The sequence below is a fragment of the Chitinolyticbacter albus genome (genome assembly GCF_024437655.1).
Lineage (GTDB): Bacteria > Pseudomonadota > Gammaproteobacteria > Burkholderiales > Chitinibacteraceae > Chitinolyticbacter > Chitinolyticbacter albus.
In genome coordinates this window covers 13,497-40,420 of the sequence record NZ_JANBVF010000015.1, presented here as the reverse complement: position 1 = coordinate 40,420, position 26,924 = coordinate 13,497, and the positions used below count along the sequence as shown (strand labels likewise).

Annotated in this window: 17 protein-coding genes and 1 tRNA gene; 13 read left to right on the top strand and 5 right to left on the bottom strand. The window is 64.6% G+C overall.

Features of this window, described 5'->3' with window-relative positions; all coding sequences use genetic code 11:
• Positions 1–73: 73 nt before the first annotated feature.
• The 6 genes from NLI84_RS10525 (at position 74) to NLI84_RS10500 (ending at position 6,883) form a co-directional block, all read left to right on the top strand.
• Positions 74–1,675: an ABC transporter substrate-binding protein gene (locus tag NLI84_RS10525; protein ID WP_255990048.1), complete on the top strand. Its 1,602-nt coding sequence runs from the start codon at positions 74–76 to the stop codon at positions 1,673–1,675.
• A 52-nt stretch (positions 1,676–1,727) separates the two neighbouring features.
• Positions 1,728–2,738: an ABC transporter permease subunit gene (locus NLI84_RS10520; protein ID WP_255990047.1), complete on the top strand. Its 1,011-nt coding sequence runs from the start codon at positions 1,728–1,730 to the stop codon at positions 2,736–2,738.
• 4 nt (positions 2,739–2,742) lie between these two features.
• Positions 2,743–3,648 (top strand): ABC transporter permease subunit, encoded by a 906-nt coding sequence (locus tag NLI84_RS10515; RefSeq protein WP_255990046.1) that lies wholly within the window; start codon positions 2,743–2,745, stop codon positions 3,646–3,648.
• A gap of 109 nt (positions 3,649–3,757) precedes the next feature.
• Complete coding sequence (locus tag NLI84_RS10510) at positions 3,758–4,738, top strand: ABC transporter ATP-binding protein (protein ID WP_255990045.1); 981 nt, start codon at positions 3,758–3,760, stop codon at positions 4,736–4,738.
• A complete protein-coding gene (locus tag NLI84_RS10505; protein WP_255990044.1) occupies positions 4,731–5,741 on the top strand; it encodes a peptide ABC transporter ATP-binding protein in 1,011 nt (336 codons plus the stop codon). Before NLI84_RS10510 ends, NLI84_RS10505 begins: the two co-directional genes overlap by 8 nt.
• Positions 5,742–5,905: 164 nt before the next feature.
• A complete protein-coding gene (locus tag NLI84_RS10500) occupies positions 5,906–6,883 on the top strand; it encodes a DUF2860 family protein (RefSeq protein WP_255990043.1) in 978 nt (325 codons plus the stop codon).
• Positions 6,884–7,378: 495 nt separating this feature from the next.
• On the opposite strand, the gene amaB is transcribed toward NLI84_RS10500, so the two are convergent.
• The 3 genes from amaB to NLI84_RS10485 are packed head-to-tail and all read right to left on the bottom strand — an operon-like array spanning position 7,379 to position 10,835.
• Positions 7,379–8,908, bottom strand: a complete 1,530-nt coding sequence (gene amaB, locus NLI84_RS10495; protein WP_255990042.1) for an L-piperidine-6-carboxylate dehydrogenase — start codon at positions 8,906–8,908, stop codon at positions 7,379–7,381.
• Positions 8,909–8,916: 8 nt separating this feature from the next.
• Positions 8,917–10,035: a saccharopine dehydrogenase family protein gene (locus tag NLI84_RS10490; RefSeq protein ID WP_255990041.1), complete on the bottom strand. Its 1,119-nt coding sequence runs from the start codon at positions 10,033–10,035 to the stop codon at positions 8,917–8,919.
• Positions 10,032–10,835, bottom strand: a complete 804-nt coding sequence (locus NLI84_RS10485; RefSeq protein WP_255990040.1) for a DUF1338 domain-containing protein — start codon at positions 10,833–10,835, stop codon at positions 10,032–10,034. The genes NLI84_RS10490 and NLI84_RS10485 overlap by 4 nt, the downstream gene beginning before the upstream one ends.
• A gap of 288 nt (positions 10,836–11,123) precedes the next feature.
• On the opposite strand from NLI84_RS10485, the gene NLI84_RS10480 reads away from it, so the two are divergent.
• Positions 11,124–11,972: a dienelactone hydrolase family protein gene (locus tag NLI84_RS10480; RefSeq protein ID WP_255990039.1), complete on the top strand. Its 849-nt coding sequence runs from the start codon at positions 11,124–11,126 to the stop codon at positions 11,970–11,972.
• Positions 11,973–12,027: 55 nt separating this feature from the next.
• Here the strand turns inward: NLI84_RS10480 and NLI84_RS10475 are convergent, their stop codons facing one another.
• Positions 12,028–12,348, bottom strand: a complete 321-nt coding sequence (locus NLI84_RS10475) for a DMT family transporter (RefSeq protein WP_255990038.1) — start codon at positions 12,346–12,348, stop codon at positions 12,028–12,030.
• Positions 12,349–12,466: 118 nt separating this feature from the next.
• Entirely contained in the window at positions 12,467–13,219 is a 753-nt protein-coding gene (locus NLI84_RS10470; RefSeq protein WP_255990037.1) for a c-type cytochrome, read from the bottom strand.
• 137 nt (positions 13,220–13,356) lie between these two features.
• On the opposite strand from NLI84_RS10470, the gene NLI84_RS10465 reads away from it, so the two are divergent.
• The 6 genes from NLI84_RS10465 (at position 13,357) to NLI84_RS10440 (ending at position 26,867) form a co-directional block, all read left to right on the top strand.
• A tRNA-Arg gene (locus NLI84_RS10465) sits at positions 13,357–13,433 on the top strand.
• A gap of 156 nt (positions 13,434–13,589) precedes the next feature.
• On the top strand, positions 13,590–13,913 hold the full coding sequence (locus tag NLI84_RS10460; RefSeq protein ID WP_255990036.1) for a hypothetical protein: 324 nt from the start codon (positions 13,590–13,592) through the stop codon (positions 13,911–13,913).
• A 138-nt stretch (positions 13,914–14,051) separates the two neighbouring features.
• Positions 14,052–16,214: a type I secretion system permease/ATPase gene (locus tag NLI84_RS10455; RefSeq protein WP_255990035.1), complete on the top strand. Its 2,163-nt coding sequence runs from the start codon at positions 14,052–14,054 to the stop codon at positions 16,212–16,214.
• On the top strand, positions 16,211–17,623 hold the full coding sequence (locus tag NLI84_RS10450; RefSeq protein WP_255990034.1) for an HlyD family type I secretion periplasmic adaptor subunit: 1,413 nt from the start codon (positions 16,211–16,213) through the stop codon (positions 17,621–17,623). Before NLI84_RS10455 ends, NLI84_RS10450 begins: the two co-directional genes overlap by 4 nt.
• Positions 17,620–18,225, top strand: coding sequence for a response regulator transcription factor (locus NLI84_RS10445; RefSeq protein WP_255990033.1), 606 nt, complete (start codon positions 17,620–17,622; stop codon positions 18,223–18,225). The genes NLI84_RS10450 and NLI84_RS10445 overlap by 4 nt, the downstream gene beginning before the upstream one ends.
• A 119-nt stretch (positions 18,226–18,344) precedes the next feature.
• Entirely contained in the window at positions 18,345–26,867 is an 8,523-nt protein-coding gene (locus NLI84_RS10440) for a retention module-containing protein (RefSeq protein ID WP_255990032.1), read from the top strand.
• Positions 26,868–26,924: the final 57 nt, after the last annotated feature.

The following is a 26,924-nucleotide window of genomic DNA, read 5'->3' as shown; positions in this document are numbered from 1 at the left end:
CGTTCGCGGCCGCTGGCGCCGGCCATCGCTAGCCGAGCCTTGCCATCCCTTCAACGATTACGCGGAGTCTGCCATGCGTCGTACCCCGTCCTTCCTTGTGCTCGCCGCCGCTGTCGCGGCCCTGGCCACCGGTAGCGCCGTCGCCGCCTCCGGCAAGACGCTGATCTTCTGCTCCGAGGGCAGCCCGGCCGGCTTCGATCCGGCGCGCTACACCACCGGCACCGATTTCGACGCCTCCGCAGAAACCGTCTTCAACCGTCTGACCGAATTCGTCCGCGGCGAAACGGCCATCCGGCCGGGACTGGCCGAAAAATGGGCCGTCACCCCGGATGGCCTGAACTACACCTTCACGCTGCGCCGTGGCGTGAAGTTCCACACCACGCCTTATTTCAAGCCCACGCGCGAATTCAATGCGGATGACGTGGTGTTTACCTTCCAGCGCCTGATCGACAAGAACCATCCGTTCAACAAGGCCGCGCCGGCGCAATATCCCTACGTGACCGACATGGGCATGGATACCAATATCGCCGCCGTCGAAAAGGTCGATCCGTACACCGTGCGCTTCAAGCTCAAGGCCGTGGACGCGGCCTTCCTGCAGAACCTGGCGATGTCGTTCTCGTCGATCCAGTCCGCCGAGTACGCCAGCCAGCTGCTCAAGAGCAACAAGGCGGGCCTGATCAATACCCAGCCTATCGGTACCGGCCCCTTCGTGTTCAAGAGCTACCAGAAGGATGCGGTGATCCGTTTTGACGCCAACTCCGATTACTGGAACAAGAAAGAACTGCTGCTCGACAAGCTGATTTTTGCCATCACGCCCGACGCGTCGGTGCGCTACCAGAAGCTGCAAAAGGGCGAATGCCATGTGATGACCTATCCGCGCCCGGCGGATCTGAAGGCGATGCAGGCCAATCCGAAACTGCAGGTGCCACAGCAGGCCGGCTTCAACCTGGGCTGGGTGTCGTACAACACCAAGCGCAAGCCGTTCGACAAGGTCGAGGTGCGTCAGGCGCTCGATATGGCGATCGACAAGAAGGCCATCATCCAGGCGGTCTACGCCGGCGCCGGGCAGTTGGCGACCAACCCGATGCCGCCCACCCAGTGGTCGTACAACAAATCGCTGAAGGATGCGCCGTACGATGTGAACAAGGCCAAGGCGCTCTTGAAGAAGGCCGGCGTCGAGAACCTCAGCTTCACGCTGTGGGCGATGCCGGTACAGCGCCCGTACAACCCCAACGCCAAGCTGATGGCCGAGATGATCCAGGCAGACTGGGCCAAGATCGGCGTCAACGCCAAGATCGTCACCTACGAATGGGGTGAATACATCAAGCGTGCCAAGGCCGGCGAGGACGACACCATGCTGATCGGCTGGAGCGGCGACAACGGCGATCCGGACAACTGGCTGGGCGTGAATCTGGGTTGCTCCGCTGTCGGCGGCAACAACTATGCGCAGTGGTGCTACAAGGAGTTCGACGACCTGATCGTCAAGGCCCGCGCCCTGAGCAGCCAGGCCGAGCGCACCAAGCTCTATGAGCAGGCCCAGGTGATCTTCAAGCGCGAAGTACCATTCACGCCGATCGCGCATTCCACCGTCTACATGCCGATGAGTAAGCAGGTCCTGGGCTACAAGATCAGTCCGCTTGCATTGCATTCGTTCTACGGCGTGCGCCTCAAGTAACCGCAACGGGGGCCGGCCCCGCGCCGGCACCACGCCGCGAGAACCACCACTCATGATCCAATTCCTGCTCAAGCGCCTCGGCGTGGTGATTCCCACTTTCCTGGGGATCACCGTGCTGGCCTTTGCGTTGATCCATGTCATCCCCGGCGACCCGGTGCTGGTGATGCTGGGCGAGCGCAACATCGATCCGACCTACTACCGCGAGGCCATGCATAGGCTCGGTCTGGATCTACCGTTGTGGCAGCAATATCTGCACTACCTGGGGAATTTGCTGCAGGGCGATTTGGGCACCTCCATCAAGACGAACATTCCGGTGCTGCAGGAATTTCTGGCGCTATTTCCTGCCACGCTGGAATTGTCGCTGGCCGCGATGGGGTTTGCGCTGGTGTTCGGTCTGGCCGCCGGGATCGTGGCCGCGGTGAAGCGTGGCACCGTGGTCGATCACACCGTGATGGGCGCGGCGCTCACCGGCTATTCGATGCCGATCTTCTGGTGGGGGCTGATCCTGATCATGGTGGTGTCGGTCCATCTGGGGCTGACTCCCGTTTCGGGCCGCATCGACATCGAGTACGACATCGCACCGATCACCGGGCTGATGTTGATCGACACGCTGATCTCGGGCGAGCCGGGCGCGTTCGTCTCGGCGCTGGAACACCTGATCCTGCCGGCCATCGTGCTCGGTACCATCCCGCTGGCGGTGATCGCGCGCATGACACGCTCGGCGATGCTGGAAGTGCTGCGCGAGGATTACATCCGCACCGCGCGTGCCAAGGGGCTGTCGCGCAGCCGCGTCATCCTCAAGCATGCGCTGCGCAACGCGCTGATGCCGGTGGTCACCGTGATCGGCTTGCAGGTGGGCACCATGCTCGCCGGCGCCGTGCTCACCGAAACCATCTTCTCCTGGCCTGGCATCGGCAAATGGCTGATCGATGCCATCGGCGCACGCGACTATCCGGTGGTGCAGGGCGGCATCCTGCTGATTGCCAGCATGATCATCCTCGTCAACCTGCTGGTCGATCTGCTGTATGGCGTGATCAACCCCCGCATCCGGCACGCGAGGTAAGCGGATGAATACCCCACTTCAAGCCACGCTGCCCACGCCCGATTTCCCGTCGCCGCTGGCTGAATTCTGGCGCGGCTTTGCGCGCAACCGCGGTGCCAGCGCCGCACTGGCCTTTATGCTGCTGCTGGCGCTGGCTGCGCTGTTCGCGCCCTGGATCGCTCCGTATAGCCCGATCGAACAATACCGCGACGCGCTGCTCACGCCACCGGCCTGGGCCGAGGGTGGCAGCTGGCGCTTCATCCTGGGCAGCGACGAGTTGGGGCGCGACATCCTGTCGCGGCTGCTCCACGGCGCGCGTATTTCCTTGTGGATCGGCGTGGTATCGGTGCTGTGCTCGATGATCCCGGGCGTGGTGCTGGGCCTCCTGGCCGCGTTCTACCCCACGCGGCTGGGCATCCTGATCATGCGGCTGATGGACATCATGATGGCCTTGCCGTCGCTGCTGCTGGCTGTGGCCATCGTCGCGGTGCTGGGCCCGGGCCTGGGCAACACCATGATCGCCCTGGCCATCGTTTCGCTGCCTTCCTACGTGCGGCTGACCCGCGCCTCGGCCATGACCGAGCTGACGCGCGATTATGTTGTCGCCTCACGGCTGGCCGGCGCCGGCACGCTGCGGCTGATGTTCAATACCGTGCTGCCCAACTGCATGGCGCCGATCATCGTCCAGGCCACCCTGGGTTTTTCCTCGGCCATTCTTGATGCCGCAGCGCTGGGTTTCCTGGGGCTGGGCGCTCAGCCGCCGCTGCCCGAGTGGGGCACCATGCTGGCGGCCGCGCGCGACTATCTCGAAAGCGCATGGTGGGTGGTGACCATGCCTGGCCTCACCATCGTGCTGACGGTGCTGGCGCTTAACCTGATGGGCGACGGCCTGCGCGACGCGCTTGATCCGCGGCTGAAGCAAAATGATTAACGCCCGCCCGATTGCAACTGCTGGCGCGTGGGCGCCATGCCTGGCCCGGAGCGGGTGAATCATGCCCACTACTCATACACTCGACATTGCCAACGCTGGCGGAAGCTCCATGCTGCTGGACATCAAAAATCTCGACGTCACCTTCGGCGCTGGCGACAATCCGTTTCGCGCCGTTGCCGGCGTGGATCTACAAGTGGCTCCCGGCGAGATCGTCGGCATCGTTGGCGAATCGGGTTCTGGCAAGAGCGTGACCATGCTGGCGGCCATGGGCCTGATCGACGCGCCTGGCAGGGTCACCGCCGACCGGCTCAGCTTCGCGGGGCGCGATCTGCTGACGATGAAGCCGCGTGAGAAGCGCGCCATCGTCGGTGCCGAAATCTCGATGATCTTCCAGGACGCGCAAACCAGCCTGAACCCGGCCTATGCCGTGGGCGACCAGTTGCTGGAAACGCTGGCCGAACACCAGAACCTGAAAGGCGCCGCAGCGCGCGCGCGCGTGCTGGAGCTGCTGGAGCAGGTGGAAATCCCCGACGCCAAGTCGCGCCTGTCCGCCTATCCGCACCAGCTCTCCGGAGGCATGAGCCAGCGGGTGATGATCGCCATGGCGATCGCCTGCAATCCCAAGCTCCTGATCGCCGACGAGCCAACCACCGCGCTCGATGTCACGGTGCAGGCGCAGATCATGGAGCTGCTGGTCAACCTGCAGCGCCAGAACAATATGGGGCTGATCCTGATCACGCACGATCTGGCGGTCGTCGCAGAGGTCGCGCAGCGGGTGGTCGTGATGTACGCCGGCGAAGTGGTCGAGCAAAGCCCGGTGCCGGACATCTTCAACACGCCGCGTCACCCGTACACTCAGGCGCTGCTCTGCTCCATCCCGGAACACAGCAAAGGTGCGGAGCGCCTGGCCACGCTGTCCGGCGTGGTGCCCGGGCGGTACGACCGTCCCAAGGGCTGCCTGTTGAGCCCGCGCTGCCCCTATGTGCAGCCGGTCTGCCATAACGAACATCCACTCTTGGAGGCGACGCATCGTGGCAGCGCCCGCTGCTTCTTCGCTCTGGACGACGCCGGGAGGCCCAGCCATGGTTGATCAGCTGCTGCCCACTCCCCCCGTAGCCACCACGCCGGAGGCGCCGGTGATGATCGCCCGCGCGCTGTCGCGCCACTACAGCGTCTCGCGCGGCCTATTCAAGGGCCACGCCATGGTGAAGGCGCTGAACGACGTCTCGTTCGAGCTGGCGCGTGGCCGCACGCTGGCGGTGGTCGGCGAATCGGGCTCGGGCAAGTCCACGCTGGCGCGTCAGCTCACGCTGATCGAAGAACCCAGCGGCGGCAGCCTGCAGATCGGGGGCGTCGAGATCGCCGGGGCCAGCCGCGCCGAGCTGCGCGCGCTACGGCCCACGGTGCAGATGGTGTTCCAGAACCCCTACGCGTCGCTGAACCCGCGCAAGCAGGTCGGGGCGATGCTGGCCGAACCGTTGCGGCTCAACACGACCTTGAGCGCGGCGGAACGCGAGGAGCGGGTGCGCGCAATGCTGGCCAAGGTCGGCCTGCGCCCCGAGCACTATCAGCGCTATCCGCACATGTTCTCCGGCGGCCAGCGCCAGCGCATCGCCGTCGCGCGCGCCATGATGCTGCAGCCGCGCACGGTGGTCGCCGACGAGCCGACCTCGGCGCTAGATGTGTCGATCCAGGCGCAGATCCTCAACCTGTTCATGGACCTGCAGGACGAGCTCGGCACCGCTTATGTGTTCATCAGTCACAACCTGGCGGTGGTCGAGCACGTGGCGGACGAGGTGATGGTGATGTACTTCGGCAGCACCGTCGAATATGGCGACAAGGCCGCCGTGTTCGAGCGGCCGCTGCATCCGTACACCCGGGCGCTGATGTCGGCCACGCCGGCCATCCACAAGGAAGACCGGCAGATCAAGCTCAAGCTGGTGGGCGAGCTGCCGTCACCGCTCAATCCGCCGACTGGCTGCGCCTTCCATACCCGCTGCCCGTTCGCCGCCGAGCGCTGCCGTGCCGAAGTGCCGGTTTTGCGCCCGTTCGAGGGTAGGTTGGTCGCCTGTCACCGGGTCGAGGAAATCTAGGCCGCAGGCTGCGGGCGAGCAGGTTTGCCCGGGTGTCTGCTGCTTAGGCTTGGGTTGATATTAGCTTTCCATTAACTTTCACGCCTGTCGGGTGTCGGCGTATCGTAGCCAGAATGGCAACAAGATTGCGCTAAGCTCGGACCTCCGATTCCGTGGAGTTTCCCATGCCGCTGCGCCAACCGGCCGTCCTGCTTTCCTGCCTGCTGTTTCCCGCCGCCTGGGCCGCCCAGCTGCCCGACCCGGGCTTTCGCGGCAACGTGAGCCTGCACGCGGGCTGGGCCGAGGAGCGCTCGCAGTCCAATACCGACAGCAACCAGCGCATCAGCGCGTTGGGGCGCGCGCCTGAAAGCGACGACACGGTGCTGGTATTGCCGATGTGGGAGCTCGCCTACCGCTTCGAAGGCTTTGCCGGCGAAGTGTATTTCGAATCGGCGCTGGGCGGCATGGCGGACGATTTCTATATGGAAGCGGGCTACCGGCATTACCTGCCCGATGGTTCGCGGCTCGGCGTCGGTCTGATTCCCGGCGTGCCCGCGCGCGATGCCTGGGAAGACCCGTTCGCGCTCAATGTCGATCGGGTCGAGACCGACATGACCGTCTCCGGCGCCATGCTCCATTACGACGGCATCCTGGGTTCCGGTCTCGCGCTGGAGCTCGGTTGGGGCGAGCGCAAGCTAGACGCCGAGCGCAGCGGCCAGCAAGGCTACAGCGTGGCGCAGCAATCGCAGCTGCGGCGGGAGGGCGATCTGCTGTACGCTGCGCTCGGCTACGATTTCGAGTTGGGCAAAGAGACCCAGCTCAATGCCAAGCTGCGCTATCTCGACGACAACGCCGACGGCGTAGCGCTGGCCAACCAGCGGGTGGGGCTGGAGGTCGAACTGTCGCACATGGTCGGGCGTCATACCTGGCTGATCGGTGGCGAGTGGACCGAGCGTGAGTACGACGCCACGCACCCGGTGTTCGACCGGACGCGCGACGACACGCTGTGGGGCGCGTCGCTGGCTTATATCTACGCCGAACCGTTCTCGTGGCCGCAGACTTCGCTGATTGCGCGTGCGGGCTGGAGCGAGCTCAATTCCAATATCGATTTCTACGACGAGGAAAACATCCTCGTCTCGCTCGGCATTGGCTACGACTTCTGAGCGCCTGTTATTTCTTCGTGGCCTTTCAGCGATCGATCACCGACACCAGGAGCCCGGCAAAGCCGGGTTCTCGCCCTCTCTGACGGGGAAACAGCGGCGCTCGCTGTTCGATTCCACACCCCCCGCCCTCGCCGCCGCTCGTCAGCGGTCCGGTTTGAGCCCTGCAGATACCAGGACGGCATAGCGGGGCTGTGCCGACTCAGTTGCCAAGACCGGCTTCTGAGCGCCCGTCATGTATTCGTGGCCTTCAGCGGTCGATCACTGATGCCTGGAATCCGGCAAAGCCGGGTTCTCGCGCGCTCCGACGGGGAAACAGCGGCGCTCGCTGTTCGATTCCCCCTGCACGCGCTGCGCTCCCGGGTTCCAGGCGGCTGACGCCGCCAAGAACACCAGTCGCCGCCGCCGCGAGGGGCCTCGCCCTCGCTCGTTAGCGGCCCGGGTTGAGTCTGATGGAAGCAGATAGCAGAGCAGGGCAACAACAGCGTCAATTTCGGCTCAGTCGCCAAAGCGCACGCCTTGCGCCAGCGGCAGCGCTTCGCCGTAGTTGATGGTCTGGGTGGCGCGTCGCATATAGGCGCGCCAGCTGTCCGAGCCGCTCTCTCGCCCGCCGCCGGTGGCCTTCTCGCCGCCGAAGGCGCCCCCGATCTCCGCCCCCGAGGTGCCGGTGTTGATATTGGCAAGGCCGCAGTCGGAGCCGGCCGGGCCGAGAAAGCGCTCGGCATCAAGCAGATCGCGGGTGAAGAGGGCGCTGGACAACCCCTGCTCGACGGCGTTGTTGAGCGCAATCGCCTCGTCCAGCGTGTCGTACACCAGCACGTAGAGGATGGGCGCAAAGGTTTCCTCGTGCACGATGCCGCCCTGCATCGGCATGCGCACCAGTGCCGGGTACACGTAGACGCCGCCGGCCGGCACGCCATCGACCACGCGCGTGCCGCCAGCCAGCAGCGTGCCGCCTTCTAGAACTGCCTCGGCCAGCGCAGCCTGCATGGCGGACCAGGCGGCTTCGTTGATCAGCGGCCCGACCAGCGTGGCGCGGTTGCGCGGATCACCGACCATCAGGCTGCGGTAGGCGGCGACGAGGCGCGGCAGCAGCGTATCGATCACGTCGCGATGCACGATCAGCCGGCGCAGCGTGGTGCAGCGCTGGCCGCAGGTGCCGGCGGCGGCGAACACGATGGCGCGCACGGCGAGTTCCAGATCGGCGCTGGGGCCGACGATGGCGGCGTTGTTGCCACCCAGTTCCAGCAGGCTGCGCCCCAGCCGCGCCGCGACCACGGGGGCCAGCTGGCGGCCCATCGCGACCGAACCAGTGGCGGACACCAGCGGCAGCCGCGGGTCGGCCGCCAGCTGCTGGCCGACCTCGGTGCTGCCGTTCAGGAGTTGCACCAGCGCCGGCGGCGCTTCGGCGCAGTCCACCATCGCGTCGAGCACGATGCGCACGGCGGCGAGCGCCGACAGCGGCGTCTTCTCCGAGGGTTTCCACAGCACGCTGTCACCGCAGACCAGCGCCAGCATCGCATTCCATGCCCATACCGCCACCGGAAAATTGAACGCGCTGATCACCGCGACCGCTCCCAATGGCAGCCACTGCTCGCTGAGCCGGTGCTCTGCGCGCTCGCTGGCGATGGTCAGGCCATAAAGTTGCCGCGACAGCCCGACCGCGTAGTCGCACAGGTCTATCCATTCCTGCACTTCGCCCTCGGCCTCGCTGACGATCTTGCCGGTCTCCAGCGTGACGAGCTGCGCCAGCGCGGGCTTGCGTTGCCGTACCAGTTCGCCGATGCGCCGCACCAGCTCGCCGCGGCGTGGCGCCGGCACCGTGCGCCAGGCGCGAAAGGCAGCCTGGGCAGCACTGATGGCCTCGCTGAGCTCGGCCGCGCTGGCGTAATCGAGCGTGCCCAGTACCGCGCCATCGATGGGGCTGGCGAGGTCGCGCCCCTGCGCGGCATAGCGGGCGTGGCCGGCGATCACCGCCGCCGGCCAGCGTTGGTCGATCTGCCAGTCCGCAAGATTCAGGGTATTCATCGTCGGGTTCATACCGGCAGCTCCTCGGCGTAGCGGTCGACCGCGTAGTAGTGGCCGAAGCGGTTTCCCAGAAAGGCGGTCAGCGGCACGGCTTCCTGCCTGACGAAGCCACGCGCGGGCAGCTGGCCGGCAAAATGCAGATCGAGCACGGCACACAGGCCCGCCGCCGTCGTGAGCTGGATGGCCGACCATGCTTCGCCGAACAGCTCGCGGTGATAGATCTTGCGCGCATCGGTCAGTTGGCGGAACTGACCGTGCAGCTGGCCCGATACGGTGACGAAGATCAGCACCACATCCTGCTGGGTGATCGGCACGGCCGTCTCCAGCAGCGATTTGAGCACGCGTCGTCGCGCGCGGCTGCTGCCCAGTTTCAATCCGTTGACCAGAAAATCCATCAGATACTGGTGGCCGGCGTAGCGCGCGGTCTTGTAGTCGATGTCCTCGGCCTGGCCCGCGTAGGTTTCGCACAGCGTGCCCAGGCCCCCCGAGGTGTTGAACGCCTCGTATTCGACGCCGTCGAGCGCGAAGTGCTCCAGGCCTTCCAGCGCCTGCAGCTCGATACGCTTGCCGTGACGCAGCGCCTCGCAGGGATTGCAGTATTCGTTGATCAAGCCGTCGGTCGACCAGGTGAGGTTGTACTTGATGGCATTGGACGGGTATTGCGGCAGTGCGCCGACCCGCATCTGCACGGTCTGCACCTGGGCGAAGCGCGCCATGGTCGCCGCGGTGAGAATGCCGACGAAGCCAGGCGCCAGCCCGCATTGCGGCACGAACACCTGGCCGGCCTGCGACGCGGTGGCCACGCGTCGCACTACACGGGTCGTGGCGACGTCTTCGGTCAGATCGAAATAGCTGACCCCGGCCAACAGCGCCGCGCGCGCAATGACCGCGTTGGCATCGAAAGAAGTGGCCGACACCACGGCGCGCTGGCCGGACAACGCGTCTGCCAGCGCTTGCGGGCGACGCACGTTGAGCAGCCGTGTATCGACCGGCGCCCGTGCGGCGAGACGGACCAGCGCTGCTTCGTCGCGATCTGCCACCGTCACCGCGTAGTCGCCCGAATGCACCAGCAGCTTGGCGATGCTGGCGCCGATCTTGCCGGCGCCGATGACGAGTACCGGGATCATGTCGCCCCCGGCTGGCGATTTGTCGATTCGAAGATGCGGCTGGCGCTGGCGGCGACAAAGCCCTGGTACAGCGCCCCGCTGGCATCCCGGTAGCGGCGGGCGAACTCGTAATAACAGGTCGGGATGGGGTGGATGTCGCCGTCCGCGAAAGCGTAGTCCTGCTGGTCGGCGAGCGTCGCGGCCTGCTCCAGCAGCTGCGCAGGCGTGCCCTTGATCACGCCGCCAGCCGTGTTCATCGGGTAGCCGGCGGCCTCGACCGTGGCCACCACCTGCTGCAACGTTTGCGGTGGCGCGAGCCGGTGCACCGCGATGGTGTAGTGATTGGCGTGAAAGCCATGCACGGCGAGCCAGGCGGCGTATTCGCTCTCCAGCGCCAACGCCTGGTAGTCGTTCCAGCTCGGGGCCGGCCAGGGACGGCCGGACCAGAATACCGATGCATCATCGGCATGGTCGGGCGGTACCTGGACGAGCAGGCGCTCGATGATGGCGCGCGCGGCAGGCGACAAGGCGGCGACATGCAGCTCGGACAGAAATACCAGCGGGTCGTTGTCGTCGGCCGGGATGTAGCCCCAGGCGCAGAGATGTTTGTCCGCAAAGGTGTAGGGCGCCTGGCGGCGGTAGCCGAGTTCGAGCAACCGTTGTTCCAGCGCGGCGAGCGCGACGGGCGCGGCATCGAAGGTGCGAAAGGCGACATGGTCGTTGATCACCGCCTCGCCGAACAGCGCCCTGATCCGGGCGGACTGCGGGGCCAGCGCCGCGTAGTCGTCCCACAGCGAATTGAAGAAGCGGCGCGTGTCCATGGCCGGCTCCTTGCATGGCGATACTTCACCATAGGCCGGTGTGGCCGCGCTTCACACCCGATCGACAGCGCCGCTTCGTGTAGCGGACCCCGATTGCGCGCGTGGCTGCCATGGCACGTTTCGGCAAGATACGGGTGAACTCTTTGCGGCAGTTGCTATTTTGTACTGGATGCCTATTGCCAGCGCGCTGCAAGCGCTTGCACTATCAGCCGTTGCACGATGATGTCGCGAAGCTGGCAATGTCTTTCACCCGTTTCCGTACCGACCCTTGCCCAAGGAGCAGACACGATGAACGATCCCCTCAAGCAGTTCGCTACCGACCGCCGCACCTTTCTCGCCGGCAGCCTCGCTACCGGATTCGCGCTGGCGGCCGGCCCCGCTGCCGCCACGGCCATCCGCACCGATAGCACCGGCCTGATCGCAGGGCCGATCCATATACCGCGCGGCGATGTATCGTTGCCGGCCTACCGCGCCCAGCCCGAGAGTGCGAGCGGCCCGCTGCCGGTCGTGCTGGTGATCCAGGAAATCTTTGGCGTGCACGAGTACATCCAGGACGTCTGCCGGCGCCTGGCCAAGCAAGGCTACCTGGCCATCGCGCCGGAGCTCTATTTCCGCCAGGGTGATGCAACGAAGTACAGCGATGTGCCGACGTTGATCAGCGAACTCGTGTCCAAGGTGCCGGACGATCAGGTGCTGGCCGACCTCGACGCGACTGCCGCCTGGGCGGCGGCCAATCATGGCGACGCCAATCGCGTCGCCATCACGGGTTTCTGCTGGGGCGGGCGCATCACCTGGCTGTATGCCGCGCACAATCCCAAGCTCAAGGCCGCAGTCGCCTGGTACGGCCGCTTGGTCGGGCAACCTTCGCCGAACAACCCCAGGCACCCGATCGAGGTGGTCAGCGCACTTAAGGCGCCGGTGCTGGGGCTGTATGGCGGCAAGGACCAGGGCATCCCGCTGGAGAGCGTCGAGCAGATGCGTGAGGCGCTCAAGCGCAATCGCAAGGCCGGGCAGTTCTACGTCTACGACGAAGCAGGCCATGCCTTCCACGCCGACTACCGCCCCAGCTATCAGGCGGCCGCAGCGCAGGACGGGTGGAAGGAAATGCTGACCTGGTTCAAGCGCTACGGCGTTTGAGCACCGCACAACAAAAAGCCGGCGCATGCCGGCTTTTTGATCGACCACAGCAGCGTCAGCTGACGGCCTTCAGCCCCATCACGCCGACCACGATCAGCGACAGGAACGCGACTCGCGCCATACCGAGTGGATCGCCGAACCAGATGATGCCGCCCAGGGTCACGCCGATTGCACCGAGCCCGGTCCAGATCGCGTAGGCGGTGCCGGCCGGGATGCCGCGCATCGCGAACGACAGCAAGGCCATGTTGAGAAAGGACAGCAGCACCGATCCCGCAACCACCCAGGGGCTGGGGTGGGTCTGCACATACTTGAGCGATAGCGCCCAGACGATTTCGGTGAACACGGCCACACCGAGCACCAGCCAGTAATTCGTCAATGAATCACTCCTGCGGGCTCGACAACGAGAGGCGAGCCAGCGGAAACCCGGAAAGAGCTGGTTGACTTGGAAATGAAACGGGCGACCTGAGCCGCCCGTTACTATGATCCGCTTGGACTTATTTGGCGGCGTTGATCATATAGAGCGCGGCCGCCTTGAATTCCTCGTCCGAACCCGAATAACCGCCCTTGGGGGGCATCGCGTTGAGGCCCTTGATCCCGGTGGCGATCGCCGCATCGGCGCCACCCTTCAAACGGGGCGCCCAGCTGGCCTTGTCGCCGAACTTGGGTGCACCCGAAATACCGGCGGCATGGCAGGCCATGCAGACGGTGTCGTAGATTTCCTTGCCCTTGGTGGCCGGATCGATCGCGCCACCACCGGCTGCGGCAGCCACTTTGGGTTCTTCGAACTTGCCGCCTGCGGCATTGCCCATGAAGGCGACTGCGCGCTTCACTTCGTCGTCGGTCAGGTCGGCTGCGCCGCCCTTGGCCGGCATCGCATTGAGGCCGCCGATCGCGTGCTTGGACAGCGTGTCAAAGCCCTGGGCGATCCGGGCACCCCAGGCGCCTGCATCGCCAAACTTCGGCGCACCGGCGAGACCAGCGTCATGACAGGACATACAGACGGCTTCGTAAACAGCCTTGCCACTACGCGCGCCGGGCGCTGTGGCATCGACCACCTTGACTGCACCGATCGGTTGCAGGCGGGCCGAAATGGCTTCGCCAGTCATTGTCGACAGGCCGAGATCCACGCCACTACCCGACGTGAACAGCTTGGCCACCAGAAAGATCAGCAGCGGAAAACCGATCAACGCTGCCACGATCATGCCTACTACTTTTTGTGCGCCGCTAGCGACATTGGAACCGCCCATGCTGCCATCCCTGGTCTTGTTGGAGTGGGTAAATGCATACCTTCGAATAACCGCGCGGATTATACCGACAAAGCCTTGTACCAGAAAGCTGCGCATGGACGCACCGTCCGATTCGCGCTATGATCCGCAGCCTTGACGCGCTCGTAGCTCAGTTGGATAGAGTGTCAGTTTCCGAAGCTGAAGGTCACAGGTTCGATCCCTGTCGGGCGCGCCAACTCCCTCCTGTATGCCGTACTCCCTGCTTCCCGCAGCCTTCTACGCGGTGAATGCCCGTAGTTGCCCATGCGACGCTTGCGCGATTGCTGACGGGTATTAAAGAAATCGACTCCCCTGCATGCTAAATTGTCAGCTACCGGATACGGAGCTGATCATGCCTTACGCCCAACGCGGTGCCGACGGCCACATCGTGGCCTTGTACGCTCAAGCGCAGCCCGACGCGCAGGAGTTCGTTCCCCATGCCAGCCCGGACGTACTCGCTTTTCTCGGGCAGGAGGGCGACAAGGCCTTGTTCGGCGAGCTCGACATCGAGTTCGTGCGCGTGATCGAAGATCTGATCGACGTCCTGATACTGAAGAACGTATTCAAGCTGACCGACCTGCCGCCGCAGGCCCAGGCCAAGTTGCTGGCGCGGCAGCGCCTGCGCAAGCGGCTCAATGGTCCCATGCTGCTGAGCGGCGGCAACGATGTCATCTGAAGGGGAGGCGCTGGCAGAGATGAGACCGGTGCCATCAATCTATCAAGCTATGGTGGTGATTGAAGCGCGTATGCAGACATCGACAATCAACATGGTCCGCGAGAGACCGTGCCAAGTGGCCAACCAGGGTGCTTGCCGATGAAGGAAGCCGAACAAGCTCAGCACACCGATTGGCAGGTGCAGGGGCATCACAGCCACTTTGATCCGCTGCTCGATTGTTTGGTCGAGATCACGCGCATCCATGGCTCACCCTCGACCCGCGAGGCGCTGTCCGCCGGCTTGCCACTGGTGGATCAGCGCATCACGCCTTCGCTGCTCGCACGCGCCGCCTCACGTGCCGGCTTCAGTGCCCGCGTGGTAAGGCGAGGGCTGGCCGAGCTGCCGGACCAGTTGATGCCGATGATCCTGCTGCTCGACAACCGCGAGGCGTGCGTGTTGCTGGAGCACCTGCCGGGCGATCGGCTACGCGTGCGTTTCCCCGAGAGCGGTGAGGCCGGAGAGGACATGAGCCGGCGCGAGCTGCAGAAGCGTTACAGCGGTATCGCCATCTTCGTGCGACCGCGTTTCCGCTTCGAGGCGCGTGCGCCGGAGCTCGGAAAAATCCGCGAGCGGCACTGGTTCTGGGGTGTGGTGTTCGAGAACTGGCGGCTTTATCGCGACACGCTGCTTGCCGCGTTTCTGGTCAACCTGTTCGCGCTGGCCATGCCGCTGTTTTCGATGAATGTGTACGACCGCGTCGTGCCCAACCATGCCACCGAAACCTTGTGGGTGCTGGCGCTGGGCGCCTTGTTGATCCTGGTTTTCGATTTCGTGTTGCGCACGGTGCGCGGCTATATCGTCGACGTGGCATCCAAGCGCATCGATGTGAAGTTGTCCGCGCTGATCATGGAGCGGGTGCTCGGCATCCGGATGGAATACCGGCCGGCGTCGGTCGGGGCGTTCTCTGCCAACCTGCGTGCGTTCGAATCGGTGCGCGATTTCATCGCCTCCGCCTCGGTGACCACGCTGATCGATCTGCCCTTCGTGCTGGTGTTCCTGCTGGTGCTGGTTTGGCTGTCGCCGTGGTTTTTGCTGCCGCCACTGCTGGGCATGCTGCTGATCATTGGTTTTACCTTTCTTGCGCAGAGCAAGATGCACGAGATGGTCGAACTGACGCAGCGCGCTTCTTCGCAGCGCAATGCGGTGCTGGTGGAGAGCCTCGTCGGTATCGAGACCATCAAGGCGACCTGCGCCGAGAGCCATTTCCAGCGGCGCTGGGAACGTGCCACCTTGTTCATCGCGCAGATCGGCGGGCGGCTCAAGCTCTTGTCGACCACCACGGTGAACTTCGCCAGCTTCATCCAGCAACTGGTCAACGTGGTCACCGTCATCGTTGGTGTCTACCTGCTGATCGATGCGCAGATTTCGATGGGCGCGATCATCGCCGCGTCCATGCTGTCCGGCCGCGCGCTGGCGCCGCTGGGGCAGGTGGCGGGCGTGATGATGCAATACCAGAACGCGCGCACCTCGCTCGCCGGGCTCGAATCGCAGATGACGCTGCCGATCGAATTGCCGAACGAAGCCAATTTCCTGCATCGCAAGCAGTTCAAGGGCGAGATCGAGTTTCGCGAAGTCGGATTCGGCTACCAGGATGGCCAGCAGGTGCTGCGAAATGTGTCGTTCCGTATCCAGGCGGGCGAGCGCGTCGGCATCATCGGCCGAATCGGCTCGGGCAAGACCACCATCGAAAAACTGCTACTGGGGCTATACCACCCGAGCTCGGGCTCGGTGCTGGTCGACGGCATCGATACCCGCCAGATCTATCCGGCCGAGCTGCGGCATGCGATTGGCTACGTGCCGCAGGATCCGCTGCTGTTCTATGGCACGCTGCGCGAGAACATCGCGCTGGGCGCGCCGTTCGCCGATGACGCCATGATTCTGGCTGCCGCCGCGGTGGCCGGGGTCAGCGAGTTTGCCCATGCGCATCCACGCGGCTTCGATATGCCGGTGGGCGAGCGTGGCGAATCGTTGTCTGGCGGCCAGCGCCAGACGGTAGTGATCGCGCGCGCACTGCTCAACGATCCGCCCATATTGTTGCTCGACGAGCCAACGAGCTCGATGGACCACCAATCCGAAGAGCGCCTCAAATCGCAGTTGCGTGCGCTGATCGCGCGCAAGACGGTGCTGCTGGTCACGCACCGCACCTCGCTGCTCGATCTGGTGGACCGGCTGATCGTGCTCGATCGTGGCACCATCGTGGCGGACGGGCCCAAGGCGCTGGTGGTCGAGGCATTGCAACAGGGCAAGGTGGGGCGCGGATGATGGCCAAGCTGATCAATCTCTGGCGTCGTGGGCTGGATCAAATATTGCAGGTCAGTTCGGCCTGGTTCGATCGTTATCTGTTCGCCAACGAGCGGCGCGACGTGGCCGCTGCCGATTCCGATTTCATCGCCGATGCCGACTGGGCCATCATCGACCAGAACCCGCGCGGCTCGCGCGTGCTGGTCTGGCTGGCTGCCGCGGCGCTGCTGGCGCTGCTGTTGTGGGCTGCGCTGGCGAAAGTGGACGAGGTGACGCGCGGCGAGGGCAAGGTGATCCCGTCGCGGCAGATCCAGATCGTGCAGAGCCTCGATGGCGGCATGGTGCAGGAAATCCTGGTGCGCGAAGGTCAGCAGGTGGCCAAGGGCCAGTTGTTGCTGAAGATCGATCCGACGCGCTTTGTCTCGTCGCTGAAGGAGAACCAGGCGCAATACCTGTCGCTCAAGGCCAAGGCGTCGCGGCTGGAGGCGCTGGCATCGGGCAAGGAATTCACCGTGCCCGACGAGGTGACGCAGCAGGCGCCCGATCTGGTCGAGCAGGAGCGCTTGCTCTATCAATCGCGCGTGGCGGAGCTCGATGCCTCGGTGGGCGTGGCGCGGCAGCAACTGGCGCAACGCAGCCAGGAAATGAACGAGGTACGCGCCAAGCGCGATCAGGCGGCGCAGAGCTACGATCTGACGCGCCAGGAGCTCGAGGCCACCAAGCCGCTGCTCAAGAGCGGTGCGGTCTCCGATGTGGAGGTGCTGCGGCTGGAGCGCGATCTGGCCCGCTACCGCGGTGAGCGCGATACCTCGGCAGCGCAGCTCCCGCGCATCCAGTCGTCGATCGCCGAGGCCGGCCGCAAGCTGCAGGAGGTGGAACTGATATTTCGCAACCAGGCCAGCAGCGAACTTTCCGAAACGCTGGGCAAGCTCGCCAGCCTGACCGAAGGCAAAGTGGCGTTGGCCGATCGCGTCAAGCAATCGGACGTGCGCTCGCCGGTCAAGGGCACGGTGCAGCGGCTGCTGGTGAATACCGAGGGCGGCGTGGTCCAGCCGGGCAAGGACGTGATCGAGATCGTTCCGGCCGACGATGCGCTGCTGCTGGAAGCGCGTATCCAGCCGCGCGATATCGCCTTTCTGCGCCCCGGGCAGCCGGCACTGGTCAAGTTCACCGCCTACGATTTCGCTACCTACGGTGGGCTGGAAGCCACGCTGGAACAGATCTCAGCCGACACCATCACCGACGACAAGGGCAATGCCTTTTACGTGGTGAAGGTGCGTACCAAGACCAGCTATCTGGGGCACGCGGCACAGCGCATCATTCCGGGCATGGTCGCCGAGGTCGATATCCTCACTGGCAAGAAGACCATCCTTTCCTATTTGTTGAAGCCCGTGCTGCGGGCCAAAGCCAATGCGCTGACCGAGCGATGACGATCACGCTGCTTTCCCACGATATTGCCTTGTTGGCACACTGGCAGCCTCTGAGCGAGGCGTTGCCACGCATCACCATGGATCCGGCGCCGCTGCTTGATAGCCTGCCCGCCCAATCGCTGGTGCTTTGCGATCTGGATTGCGCGCGCCTACCTGCCTTGTCGGATCCGCGCTGGTTGGCGTGGAATGCATCGTTGCGCATCATCGCCGCCAGCAGTGCGCCCAGGCCCGATGAGAACGTGGCCGCGTTGGCCGCAGGGTTTCGCGGCTATGCCCATGCCTTTGCGCCGGTGGCCGATTGGCGGCAGATCGTCGCAACCGTGCGCGCCGGTGGAATCTGGATCGGCCCCGACGTCATGGCGCGACTGCTGGGAACCTTGCATTTTGCTGTCAAAGATGTCGGAGGCGCGTGGCGGGAAAAATTGTCACCCAGGGAGGCGGATGTGGCCGAACGGGCGGCTCAGGGCTTAGCCAACAAGCAGATCGCGCGCGAGCTCAACATCACCGAGCGCACGGTTAAAGCGCACCTTGGCGCAGCGTTCGCCAAGCTCGGTGTGCACGACCGGCTGCAGTTGGCGCTGCTGATCAAGGGGGTGGGTTGATCGGGGGTGTTTGCATGTAAGTGTGTGCCGGAGTGGGGCACTGTACTTCGGTACAATAGGTTTGTTTGCTGACGATGGCTAGGCTGTGATTCATCCCTTATTGGAATTCGGATCCCGCCATGGCCACCCCCTACGATCACGCCTCCATCGTTCGCATTCTGGGCGCCGCCTATGTGCGCGACGCCAGCGGCAAGCTCACCGCGCTCAAGCCGGGTGACCAAATCGTCGAGCAGCAGGTGCTGGTCACGGCGCCCGATGGCAGCGTGGTGCTGCAGCTACCCAATGGCGAGCAGCTGACCGTGGGTTCGGACCGCAGCGTGCTGATCGACGCGGCGTTGCTGGGTTCGGCGCCGGCCGATGCGCTCGACGCCGCGCTGGCAGAAGTGAACGCGGAAACGGCCAAGGTCGAACAGTTGTTGGCGCAAGGCGGCGATCTATCGACCGAACTGGATCCGGCCGCGGCTGGTCTCAACGCCGGGGCCGGGCAGGAGAGTGGCCACTCCTTTGTCCGCCTGATGCGCATCGCCGAATCGCTGGATGGGTCCACCTTCAATTTCGAACCGGTTGCGGCGGATCCATTAGCGGAACTCGAGCGGCAAGGCGCGGCAGCGGGCACCGACACCATCGCTGACGCGACTACCAGCAACGGAGCGGACACCGGTGCACCGACGCCGGCCCCGATCGCAACGCCCACACCGATCCCCACCCCGACGCCTGTTCCGGGCAATTCGGCGCCTATCGGCAACGACGCTTTGGTGACCACGGTGGAAGATGCGCCGATCACGGGACAGCTGACCGCCAGCGACGTCGACGGCGATGCGCTGAGCTTCAGCAAGGGCAGCGATCCGGCCAACGGCACCGTCACGGTCAACCCGGATGGCAGCTGGAGCTACACGCCGAACGCCAACTACAACGGCAGCGACAGCTTCACCGTCACGGTGAGCGACGGCATGGGCGGCACCGATACCGTCACGGTCAACGTCGGCATCACCCCGGGGACCGACGCGCCGGTGCTGACCGCCAGCAACGGCTACCCGCGGGGCAACGACCTTGCCGTCACCACCTTCGAAGACACCCCCGTCACCGGACAGCTGACCGCCACCGACGTCGACGGCGATGCGCTGAGCTTCAGCAAGGGCTGCGATCCGGACAACGGCACCGTTACTGTCAACCGGGAGGGTAGCTGGAGCTACACGCCGAACGCCAACTACAACGGCAGCGACAGCTTCACCGTCACGGTGAGCGACGGCATGGGCGGCACCGATACCCTCACGGTCAACGTCGGCATCACCCCGGTGAACGACGCGCCGGTGCTGACCGACAGCAACGGCAACCCGCTGGGCAACGACCTTGCCGTCACCACCAACGACGACACCCCCGTCCCCGGCCAGCTGCCCGCCACCGACGTCGACGGCGATGCGCTGAGCTTCAGCAAGGGCTGCGATCCGGACAACGGCACCGTTACTGTCAATCCGGATGGGAGCTGGAGCTACACGCCGAACGCCAACTCCACCGGCAGCGACAGCTTCACCGTCACGGTGCGCGACGGCATGGGCGGCACCGATACCCTCACGGTCACCGTCGGCATCACCCCGGTGAACGACGCGCCGGTGCTGACCGACAGCAACGGCAACCCGCTGGGCAACGACCTTGCCGTCACCACCAACGAAGACACCCCCGTGAACGGCCAGCTGACCGCCACCGACTTTGACGGCGATGCGCGGAGCTTCAGCAAGGGCAGCGATCCGGTCAACGGCACCGGTACAGTCAATCCGGACGGTAGCTGGAGCTACACGCCGACCGCCAACTACACCGGCAGCGACAGCTTTACCGTCACGGTGAGCGACGGCATGGGCGGCACCGATACCCTCCCGGTCAACGTCGGCATCACCCCGGTGAACGACGCGCCGGTGCTGCCCGACAGCAACGGCGGCCCGCTGGGCAACGACCTTGCCGTCACCACCAACGAAGACACCCCCGTGAACGGCCAGCTGACCGCCACCGACTTTGACGGCGATGCGCTGAGCTTCAGCAAGGGCAGCGATCCGGTCAACGGCACCGTTACAGTCAATCCGGACGGTAGCTGGAGCTACACGCCGAACGCCAACTACAACGGCAGCGACATCTTCACCGTCACGGTGAGCGACGGCAAGGGCGGCACCGATACCGTCACGGTCAACGTCGGCATCACCCCGGTGAACGACGCCCCGATCGCCGCGCCGGACAGCAACACCACCGCTGAGGACACCCCGCTGACGGTGACCGCCGCCAATGGCCTGCTGGCCAACGACAGCGATGTCGACGGCAACCCGCTGACGATCACCCAGTTCTCGGTTGCCAACGTAGCGGGCACCTTCACGGCTGGCCAGACCGCCACCATTGCCGGTGTCGGCAGCCTGACCATCAACGGCAACGGCAGCTACAGCTTCGTGCCGGCCGCCAACTATAACGGCCCGGTACCGGTGGCGACCTATACCGTCTCGGACGGCACCACCACCGCGACCAGCACGTTGACGTTGAACGTCACCGCCGTGGCCGACCCGACCGTGACCGCCCCAGACACGCTGACGGTGACCGAGGACTCTGGTCCCCGCACCGGCAACGTACTGAGCAACGACAGCGATGCAGATGGCCCGCTGTCGGTGTCGCAGTTCGTGGTCTCGGGCACCACCTACACCATCGCCGCCGGGGGCAGCGCCACCGCCACGCTGGCTGGCGTCGGTACCCTGGTGATGAACAGCAACGGCAGCTACAGCTTCACGCCGGCGACCGACTACAACGGCACCGTGCCGCAAGTGACGTATACCGCTACCGACGGCTCCAGCTCGGCGACCAACACGCTGACGATCAATGTGACGGCGGTGGACGATCCATCGGCGCTGGTTGCGGATACCAAGACCGTCGCGGAGGACAACGTTGCCAGCGGCAATGTGCTGAGCAACGACAGCGATGTCGACAACGTGCTGACCGTCGCCAGCTTCACCGTGGCCGGTATCACCGGCAGCTTCACGGCTGGCCAGACCGCCACCCTGGTCGGCGTGGGCAGCTTCTCCCTGGACAGTAATGGCGACTACATCTTTACCCCAGTGGCGAACTGGAACGGCAACGTGCCGCAGGTCGACTACACCACCAGCACCGGTTCGAGCAGCACGCTGAACATCACGGTGACGGCGGTGAACGATGCGCCGATTGCCGCGCCGGACAGCAACACCACTGCTGAGGACACCCCGCTGACGGTCACCGCCGCCAATGGCCTGCTGGCCAACGACAGTGATGTCGACGGCAACCCGCTCACGGTCACCCAGTTCTCGGTCGCGGGCGTCACCGGCAGCTTCAACGCCGGCCAGACCGCCACCCTCGCCGGTGTCGGCAGCCTGACCATCAACAGCAACGGCAGCTACAGCTTCGTGCCGGCTGCCAACTACAACGGCACGGTGCCGGTAGCGACGTATACCGTCTCGGACGGCAGTACCACCGCGACCAGCACGCTGACACTCTCCGTGACGGCGGTGAACGATGCACCGGTACCACAAGCTGTGACGGCTAGTGGCAATGAAGACACGGTGATCGCGGTCAACCTGACCGGTACCGATGTCGACGGCACCGTGGCGAGCTTCAAGCTCTCCGGGCTGCCGGCCAACGGCACGTTCTACAGCGATGCGGCCGCAACCAACCCGTTGACGCTGTCCAGCGTGATCACCGCCAGCAGCAACGGCGCGACGATCTACTTCAAGCCGAATGCGGACTGGAATGGTACGAACACCTTCCAGTACAGCGCCACCGATAACAACGGCCTGGTATCGACCGGCAATGCCACTGGTACGCTGACGGTCAATGCGGTGAATGATGCGCCGGTTGCCGTGAACGATCCGGGCAGCTTGAGCGGGCTATCAGCGCAGTACTACGCCTATCACGAGGGCACGGACGGCGCGAACCTGACATCGTTGACCATGGTGCGCAATTTCATTGCGGCCAACACGGCCGATGCGACCTTCGTCGCCAAGGGCCTCAACTACACGCTGGGCAATGGTGATCTGGGCGGCAATGGCAACCTGCAAAACTTCCTGGGTACCGACGCGACTACGCTCAACGTCGATCCGGAAAACAGCAGCGACGCCATCATCCGCATGGCCGGCACCGTGCAGCTCGCCGCCGGGACCTACAACTTCAAGGTCACGGCCGACGATGGCTACACCATCCTGATCGATGGCGTGGTGGTGGCGCAGGTCAATCTCAACCAGTCGCCGACCGGCACCGTGCACGCTGCCTTCACGATCGCCGAAGGTGGCGCGCATACCGTCGAGATCCTGTACTGGGATCAGGGGGGGCAGGCGGTGTTCAAGCCGGAGCTCAGCAGCAATGGTGGCGCCAGTTACCAGTCGCTGGGCAGCTACACACTGGCGCAGGAACAGCCGGCGTTCGTCACGACCGAGGACAATGCGCTCACCATTACCGCGGCGAAGTTGCTCAGCAATGATAGCGACGTCGACGGCGATACCCTGAGCATTGTCTCGGTGCAGGGCGCCACCCATGGCTCGGTGGCGCTGGTGAACGGCAATGTGGTGTTCACGCCGGCGAGCAACTACTACGGCCCGGCTTCGTTCACCTACACGATTTCCGACGGGCACGGTGGCACCAGCACGGCCACGGTCAACCTGAACGTGACCTCAGTGAATGATGCGCCAGTGCCGCAAGCGGTGACAGCCAGCGGCAATGAAGACACGGTGATCGCAGTCAACCTGACCGGTACCGATGTCGACGGCAGCGTAGCGAGCTTCAAGCTCACCGGCCTGCCGGCCAATGGCACCTTCTACAGCGATGCTGCAGCGACCAACCCGCTGACGCTCGCCAGCGTGATCAACGCCACCGGCAATGGCGCGACGATCTACTTCAAGCCGAACGCGGACTGGAACGGTACGAACACTTTCCAGTACAGCGCCACCGACAACAACGGCCTGGTGTCGACCGGCAATGCCAGCGGCACCATTACCGTGAACGCGGTGAACGACGCCCCGGTCCCGCAAGCGCTCACCGCGAGCGGCAACGAAGACATGGTGATTGCGGTCAACCTACGTGGCTCCGACGTCGATGGCACGGTGGCAAGCTTCAAGCTCACCGGCCTGCCGGCGAACGGCACGTTCTACAGCGATGCCGCAGCCACCAACCCGCTGACGCTCGCCAGCGTGATCAACGCCACCGGCAATGGCGCGACGATCTACTTCAAGCCGAATGCGGACTGGAATGGTACGAACACCTTCCAGTACAGCGCCACCGATAACAACGGCTTGGTGTCGACCAGCAACGCGACCGGCACGCTGACGGTGCTCTCGGTGAACGATGCCCCGGCCCCGCAAGTGCTCACCGCGAGCGGCAACGAAGACACGGTGATTGCAGTCAACCTGCGTGGCACCGACGTCGACGGCACGGTGGCAAGCTTCAAGCTCACCGGCCTGCCGGCCAATGGCACGTTCTACAGCGATGCCGCAGCGACCAACCCGCTGACGCTCGCCAGCGTGATCAACGCGACCAGCAATGGCGCGACGATCTACTTCAAGCCGAATGCGGACTGGAACGGCAGCAATACCTTCCAGTACAGCGCCACCGACAACAACGGCTTGGTATCAACCAGCAATGCAACGGGCACGCTGACGGTCAATGCGGTAAACGATGCGCCGACCACCACGGGTGGTGCGGTGACCGGCACCGAAGACACGCCGCTGGTGCTGAACTGGAGTCAGTTCAATGCCAGCGACATCGATACCGCGGCCAGCAGCCTGTCGGTGAAGATGATCGGCCTGCCGGTCGACGGCACGCTGCAGTACAACAACGGCAACGGCTGGGTGGGCGTAACGGCCAACCAGCTGATCAGCAAGGGCGATATCGACGCCGGCAAGCTGCGCTTCGTGCCGGATCTGCACGAATCGGGCAGCAACGCCTACAGCACGGTCGGCACTGGCGATCAGAAGACCGATTACGCCAAGTTCACCTACCAGATCAGCGATGGTGGCGCCGTCAGCAGCACCGCCACCATGACGGTGGATATCGCGCCGGTGGCTGACAAGCCAACGCTGACGCTCAATGCACCGGGCGTCCAGACCGTGCTCAGCACCAGCTGGGAATCGGTTGCCAATAGCGATAACTCGTCCGAGGGCGTGAATGCCGCCACGCTGGAAGGCTGGACGCTGGTGACCACGCCCGATTCGTTCGCCGGTGGCGTCAATCGGTTCGAGGTCTGGTCGAGCGGTGACCAGATCACCAACCAGGCCGGCAACCTGATCACCGGTGTCGGCGCGCCGGGTAGCAACGGCAACTGGCTGGAACTGAACAATGCATCGTCCAGCAGCCTGCCGCAGACCCTCGGCATCGAGCGCAGCATGAGCACCGCGGTGGGGCAGGTGTATACGCTGTCGTTCGATTACGCTGGCCGTTCCGGCTATAGCAGCGCCTATACGCAGATCGCCATCGTGGTCGATGGCGTGAAGGTGGCAACCTACTCGAGCACCAGCCCGCAAGGCGGCCTGAACTGGGAAGAACTGAAGTACAGCTTCACCGGTGATGGCAATGCCCACACCATCCGCATCATCACCGACGCGACGAGCTTCGATACTTCCGGCCGCGGCGCGATGATCGACGACATCAAGATCGAATCGAGCTCAGGGCTTGTTGCGGGCAATGCCAGCGGCGGCAAGACCGAAGTGGCGCTCGCCAACTACGTGAGCGGCCAACGGGTCGATACCGACGGTTCGGAAAGCCTGACCTATCGCTTCACCGGCCTGCCCACCGGCGCCGTGATCATCACGTCCGGCAATGGCACGGGTTATCCGATCAGCAGTGGTGGCATCACCATCTCGGCGGCCGAGCTCGCCTCCGCTAAGCTGGTGCTGCCGAGCAGCTATACCAGCGGCACGCTCAATATCGGCGTGTCGTCGATCGCGACCGAAGGTGCCAATGCCAGCAGCGACAGCACCAGCGGCACGCTCACGCTGAACGTGATGGCAATGGGCCTTGCCAAGACGCTGGTCACCGATACCGGCTCGCCGACGGCCGCGGCCGACAGCTACACCACGCCGGAAGACCAGAGCCTCACCTTCAACCCGCTGTCCAACGACACGCTGCGCGATGGGGCCCGCATCGGTGGTTTCACCCAGCCGGCCAATGGCAGCGTCACGCTCAACGCCGATGGCACCATGACCTACGCGCCGCCGCCCAATTACAGCGGGGCGACCACGTTCAGCTACACGCTGATCGATGGCAATGGCCAATCGAGCACCGCGACGGTCACGCTCAATGTCAGCCCGGTCAATGACGCGCCGGTGGTCGACAGCCACAGCATCGTCGCCAAGGAAGGCGTGCCGACCGCACTGGCGATCGCTGCGCCGACCGATGCCGACGGCGACAGGCTGACCGTCACCATCACCGGTCTGCCAGTGCAGGGCACGGTGATGACCGAGGGCGGCACGGTGCTGCAGAACGGCCAGGTGATCTCGGCCAGCCAGCTGCAGAACCTGGTCTACCTCAGCCCGACCACCCTCACCACGACCACCAATGTGGGCAACCTCAGCTACACCGTCAGCGATGGCACGACCAGCATCAACGGCGCCATTGCGATCTCGGTGACCGACAATCCGAACGTGATCACCGGGCACGACGGGGTTGGCACCTATTACGTCGCCGGTGCCGAAGCGGGCGCGGGTAACACCATCGACGTGGCGAGCGCCGCCTACAACCCGGGCAATGGCCAACCAGGCGGTGGGTACGATCTGCGTGCCGTGACCACTACGGGCAAGGATCAGGTCATCTTCACCGGCGGCAGCAACGATCACGTCGAAGCCGGTGCCGGCAACGACATCATCTTCATGGGCGAAACGCAGAGCAACGACAATTCGGTGTTGACGACCACGCAGGCCGAGCTGTTCACCGGCTCGCGCAACACGTTCATGACCGCGGCCGAGAGCAGCCTGCTCAATAGCAGCGACAAGCTGGTGCAAAGTGTCGTCAACCAGACACAGCCGGTTGCCGACCTGGCCAACGCCGGCAGCGGCGACGATGTGGTGTATGGCCAGGGCGGCACCGATGCGCTCTACGGCGGCGCTGGCGACGACAAGCTATACGGCGGCGATGGCATCGATGCGTTGCGCGGCGGTGCGGGCCACGACCTGATCGTGGGTGGTTCCGGCAGCGATCTGCTGCGTGGCGACGCCGGGGACGACGTGTTCAAGTGGACGCTGGGTGACCAGTCGGGCACGCCGGGAGTGGCCAACAGCAATGGGCTCTATCTGGCCTCGTCAGTGAAGACCGCGTTGGGTGCGACCGATGTGATCCTCGACTTCAGCACCAGTACCGCCAGCGGCAACAACGACAAGCTGGATCTGCGTGATCTGCTGCAGGGCGAATCGCATACCGGGACCAATGTCGGCAACCTCAGCGACTACCTGCACTTCGAAACCGTGGACAACTCGGCTGGGAGCAAGAGCACCATCGTGCACATCAGTCACGACGGGGACTTCTCCAGCGGCTACAAGGGCGGTTCGGCCGAGGATCAGACCATCGTGTTGCACGGCGTCGACCTCGGCGCCACCGGCAGCAACGATGCGTCGGTGATCCAGGATTTGCTGACCAAGGGCAAGCTGATCACCGATTGAAGGCAGCAGCAAACTGAAACGGCGCTCCACGGAGCGCCGTTTTTCATCACGGGAGCC

Bases quoted from the DNA above. Each gene is read 5' to 3' on its own strand.
- NLI84_RS10525 (WP_255990048.1), top strand. From the start codon at position 74: ATGCGTCGTACCCCGTCCTTCCTTGTGCTCGCCGCCGCTGTCGCGGCC.
- NLI84_RS10520 (WP_255990047.1), top strand. From the start codon at position 1,728: ATGATCCAATTCCTGCTCAAGCGCCTCGGCGTGGTGATTCCCACTTTC.
- NLI84_RS10515 (WP_255990046.1), top strand. From the start codon at position 2,743: ATGAATACCCCACTTCAAGCCACGCTGCCCACGCCCGATTTCCCGTCG.
- NLI84_RS10510 (WP_255990045.1), top strand. From the start codon at position 3,758: ATGCTGCTGGACATCAAAAATCTCGACGTCACCTTCGGCGCTGGCGAC.
- NLI84_RS10505 (WP_255990044.1), top strand. From the start codon at position 4,731: ATGGTTGATCAGCTGCTGCCCACTCCCCCCGTAGCCACCACGCCGGAG.
- NLI84_RS10500 (WP_255990043.1), top strand. From the start codon at position 5,906: ATGCCGCTGCGCCAACCGGCCGTCCTGCTTTCCTGCCTGCTGTTTCCC.
- amaB (WP_255990042.1), bottom strand. From the start codon at position 8,908: ATGAATACCCTGAATCTTGCGGACTGGCAGATCGACCAACGCTGGCCG.
- NLI84_RS10490 (WP_255990041.1), bottom strand. From the start codon at position 10,035: ATGATCCCGGTACTCGTCATCGGCGCCGGCAAGATCGGCGCCAGCATC.
- NLI84_RS10485 (WP_255990040.1), bottom strand. From the start codon at position 10,835: ATGGACACGCGCCGCTTCTTCAATTCGCTGTGGGACGACTACGCGGCG.
- NLI84_RS10480 (WP_255990039.1), top strand. From the start codon at position 11,124: ATGAACGATCCCCTCAAGCAGTTCGCTACCGACCGCCGCACCTTTCTC.
- NLI84_RS10470 (WP_255990037.1), bottom strand. From the start codon at position 13,219: ATGGGCGGTTCCAATGTCGCTAGCGGCGCACAAAAAGTAGTAGGCATG.
- NLI84_RS10460 (WP_255990036.1), top strand. From the start codon at position 13,590: ATGCCTTACGCCCAACGCGGTGCCGACGGCCACATCGTGGCCTTGTAC.
- NLI84_RS10455 (WP_255990035.1), top strand. From the start codon at position 14,052: ATGAAGGAAGCCGAACAAGCTCAGCACACCGATTGGCAGGTGCAGGGG.
- NLI84_RS10450 (WP_255990034.1), top strand. From the start codon at position 16,211: ATGATGGCCAAGCTGATCAATCTCTGGCGTCGTGGGCTGGATCAAATA.
- NLI84_RS10445 (WP_255990033.1), top strand. From the start codon at position 17,620: ATGACGATCACGCTGCTTTCCCACGATATTGCCTTGTTGGCACACTGG.
- NLI84_RS10440 (WP_255990032.1), top strand. From the start codon at position 18,345: ATGGCCACCCCCTACGATCACGCCTCCATCGTTCGCATTCTGGGCGCC.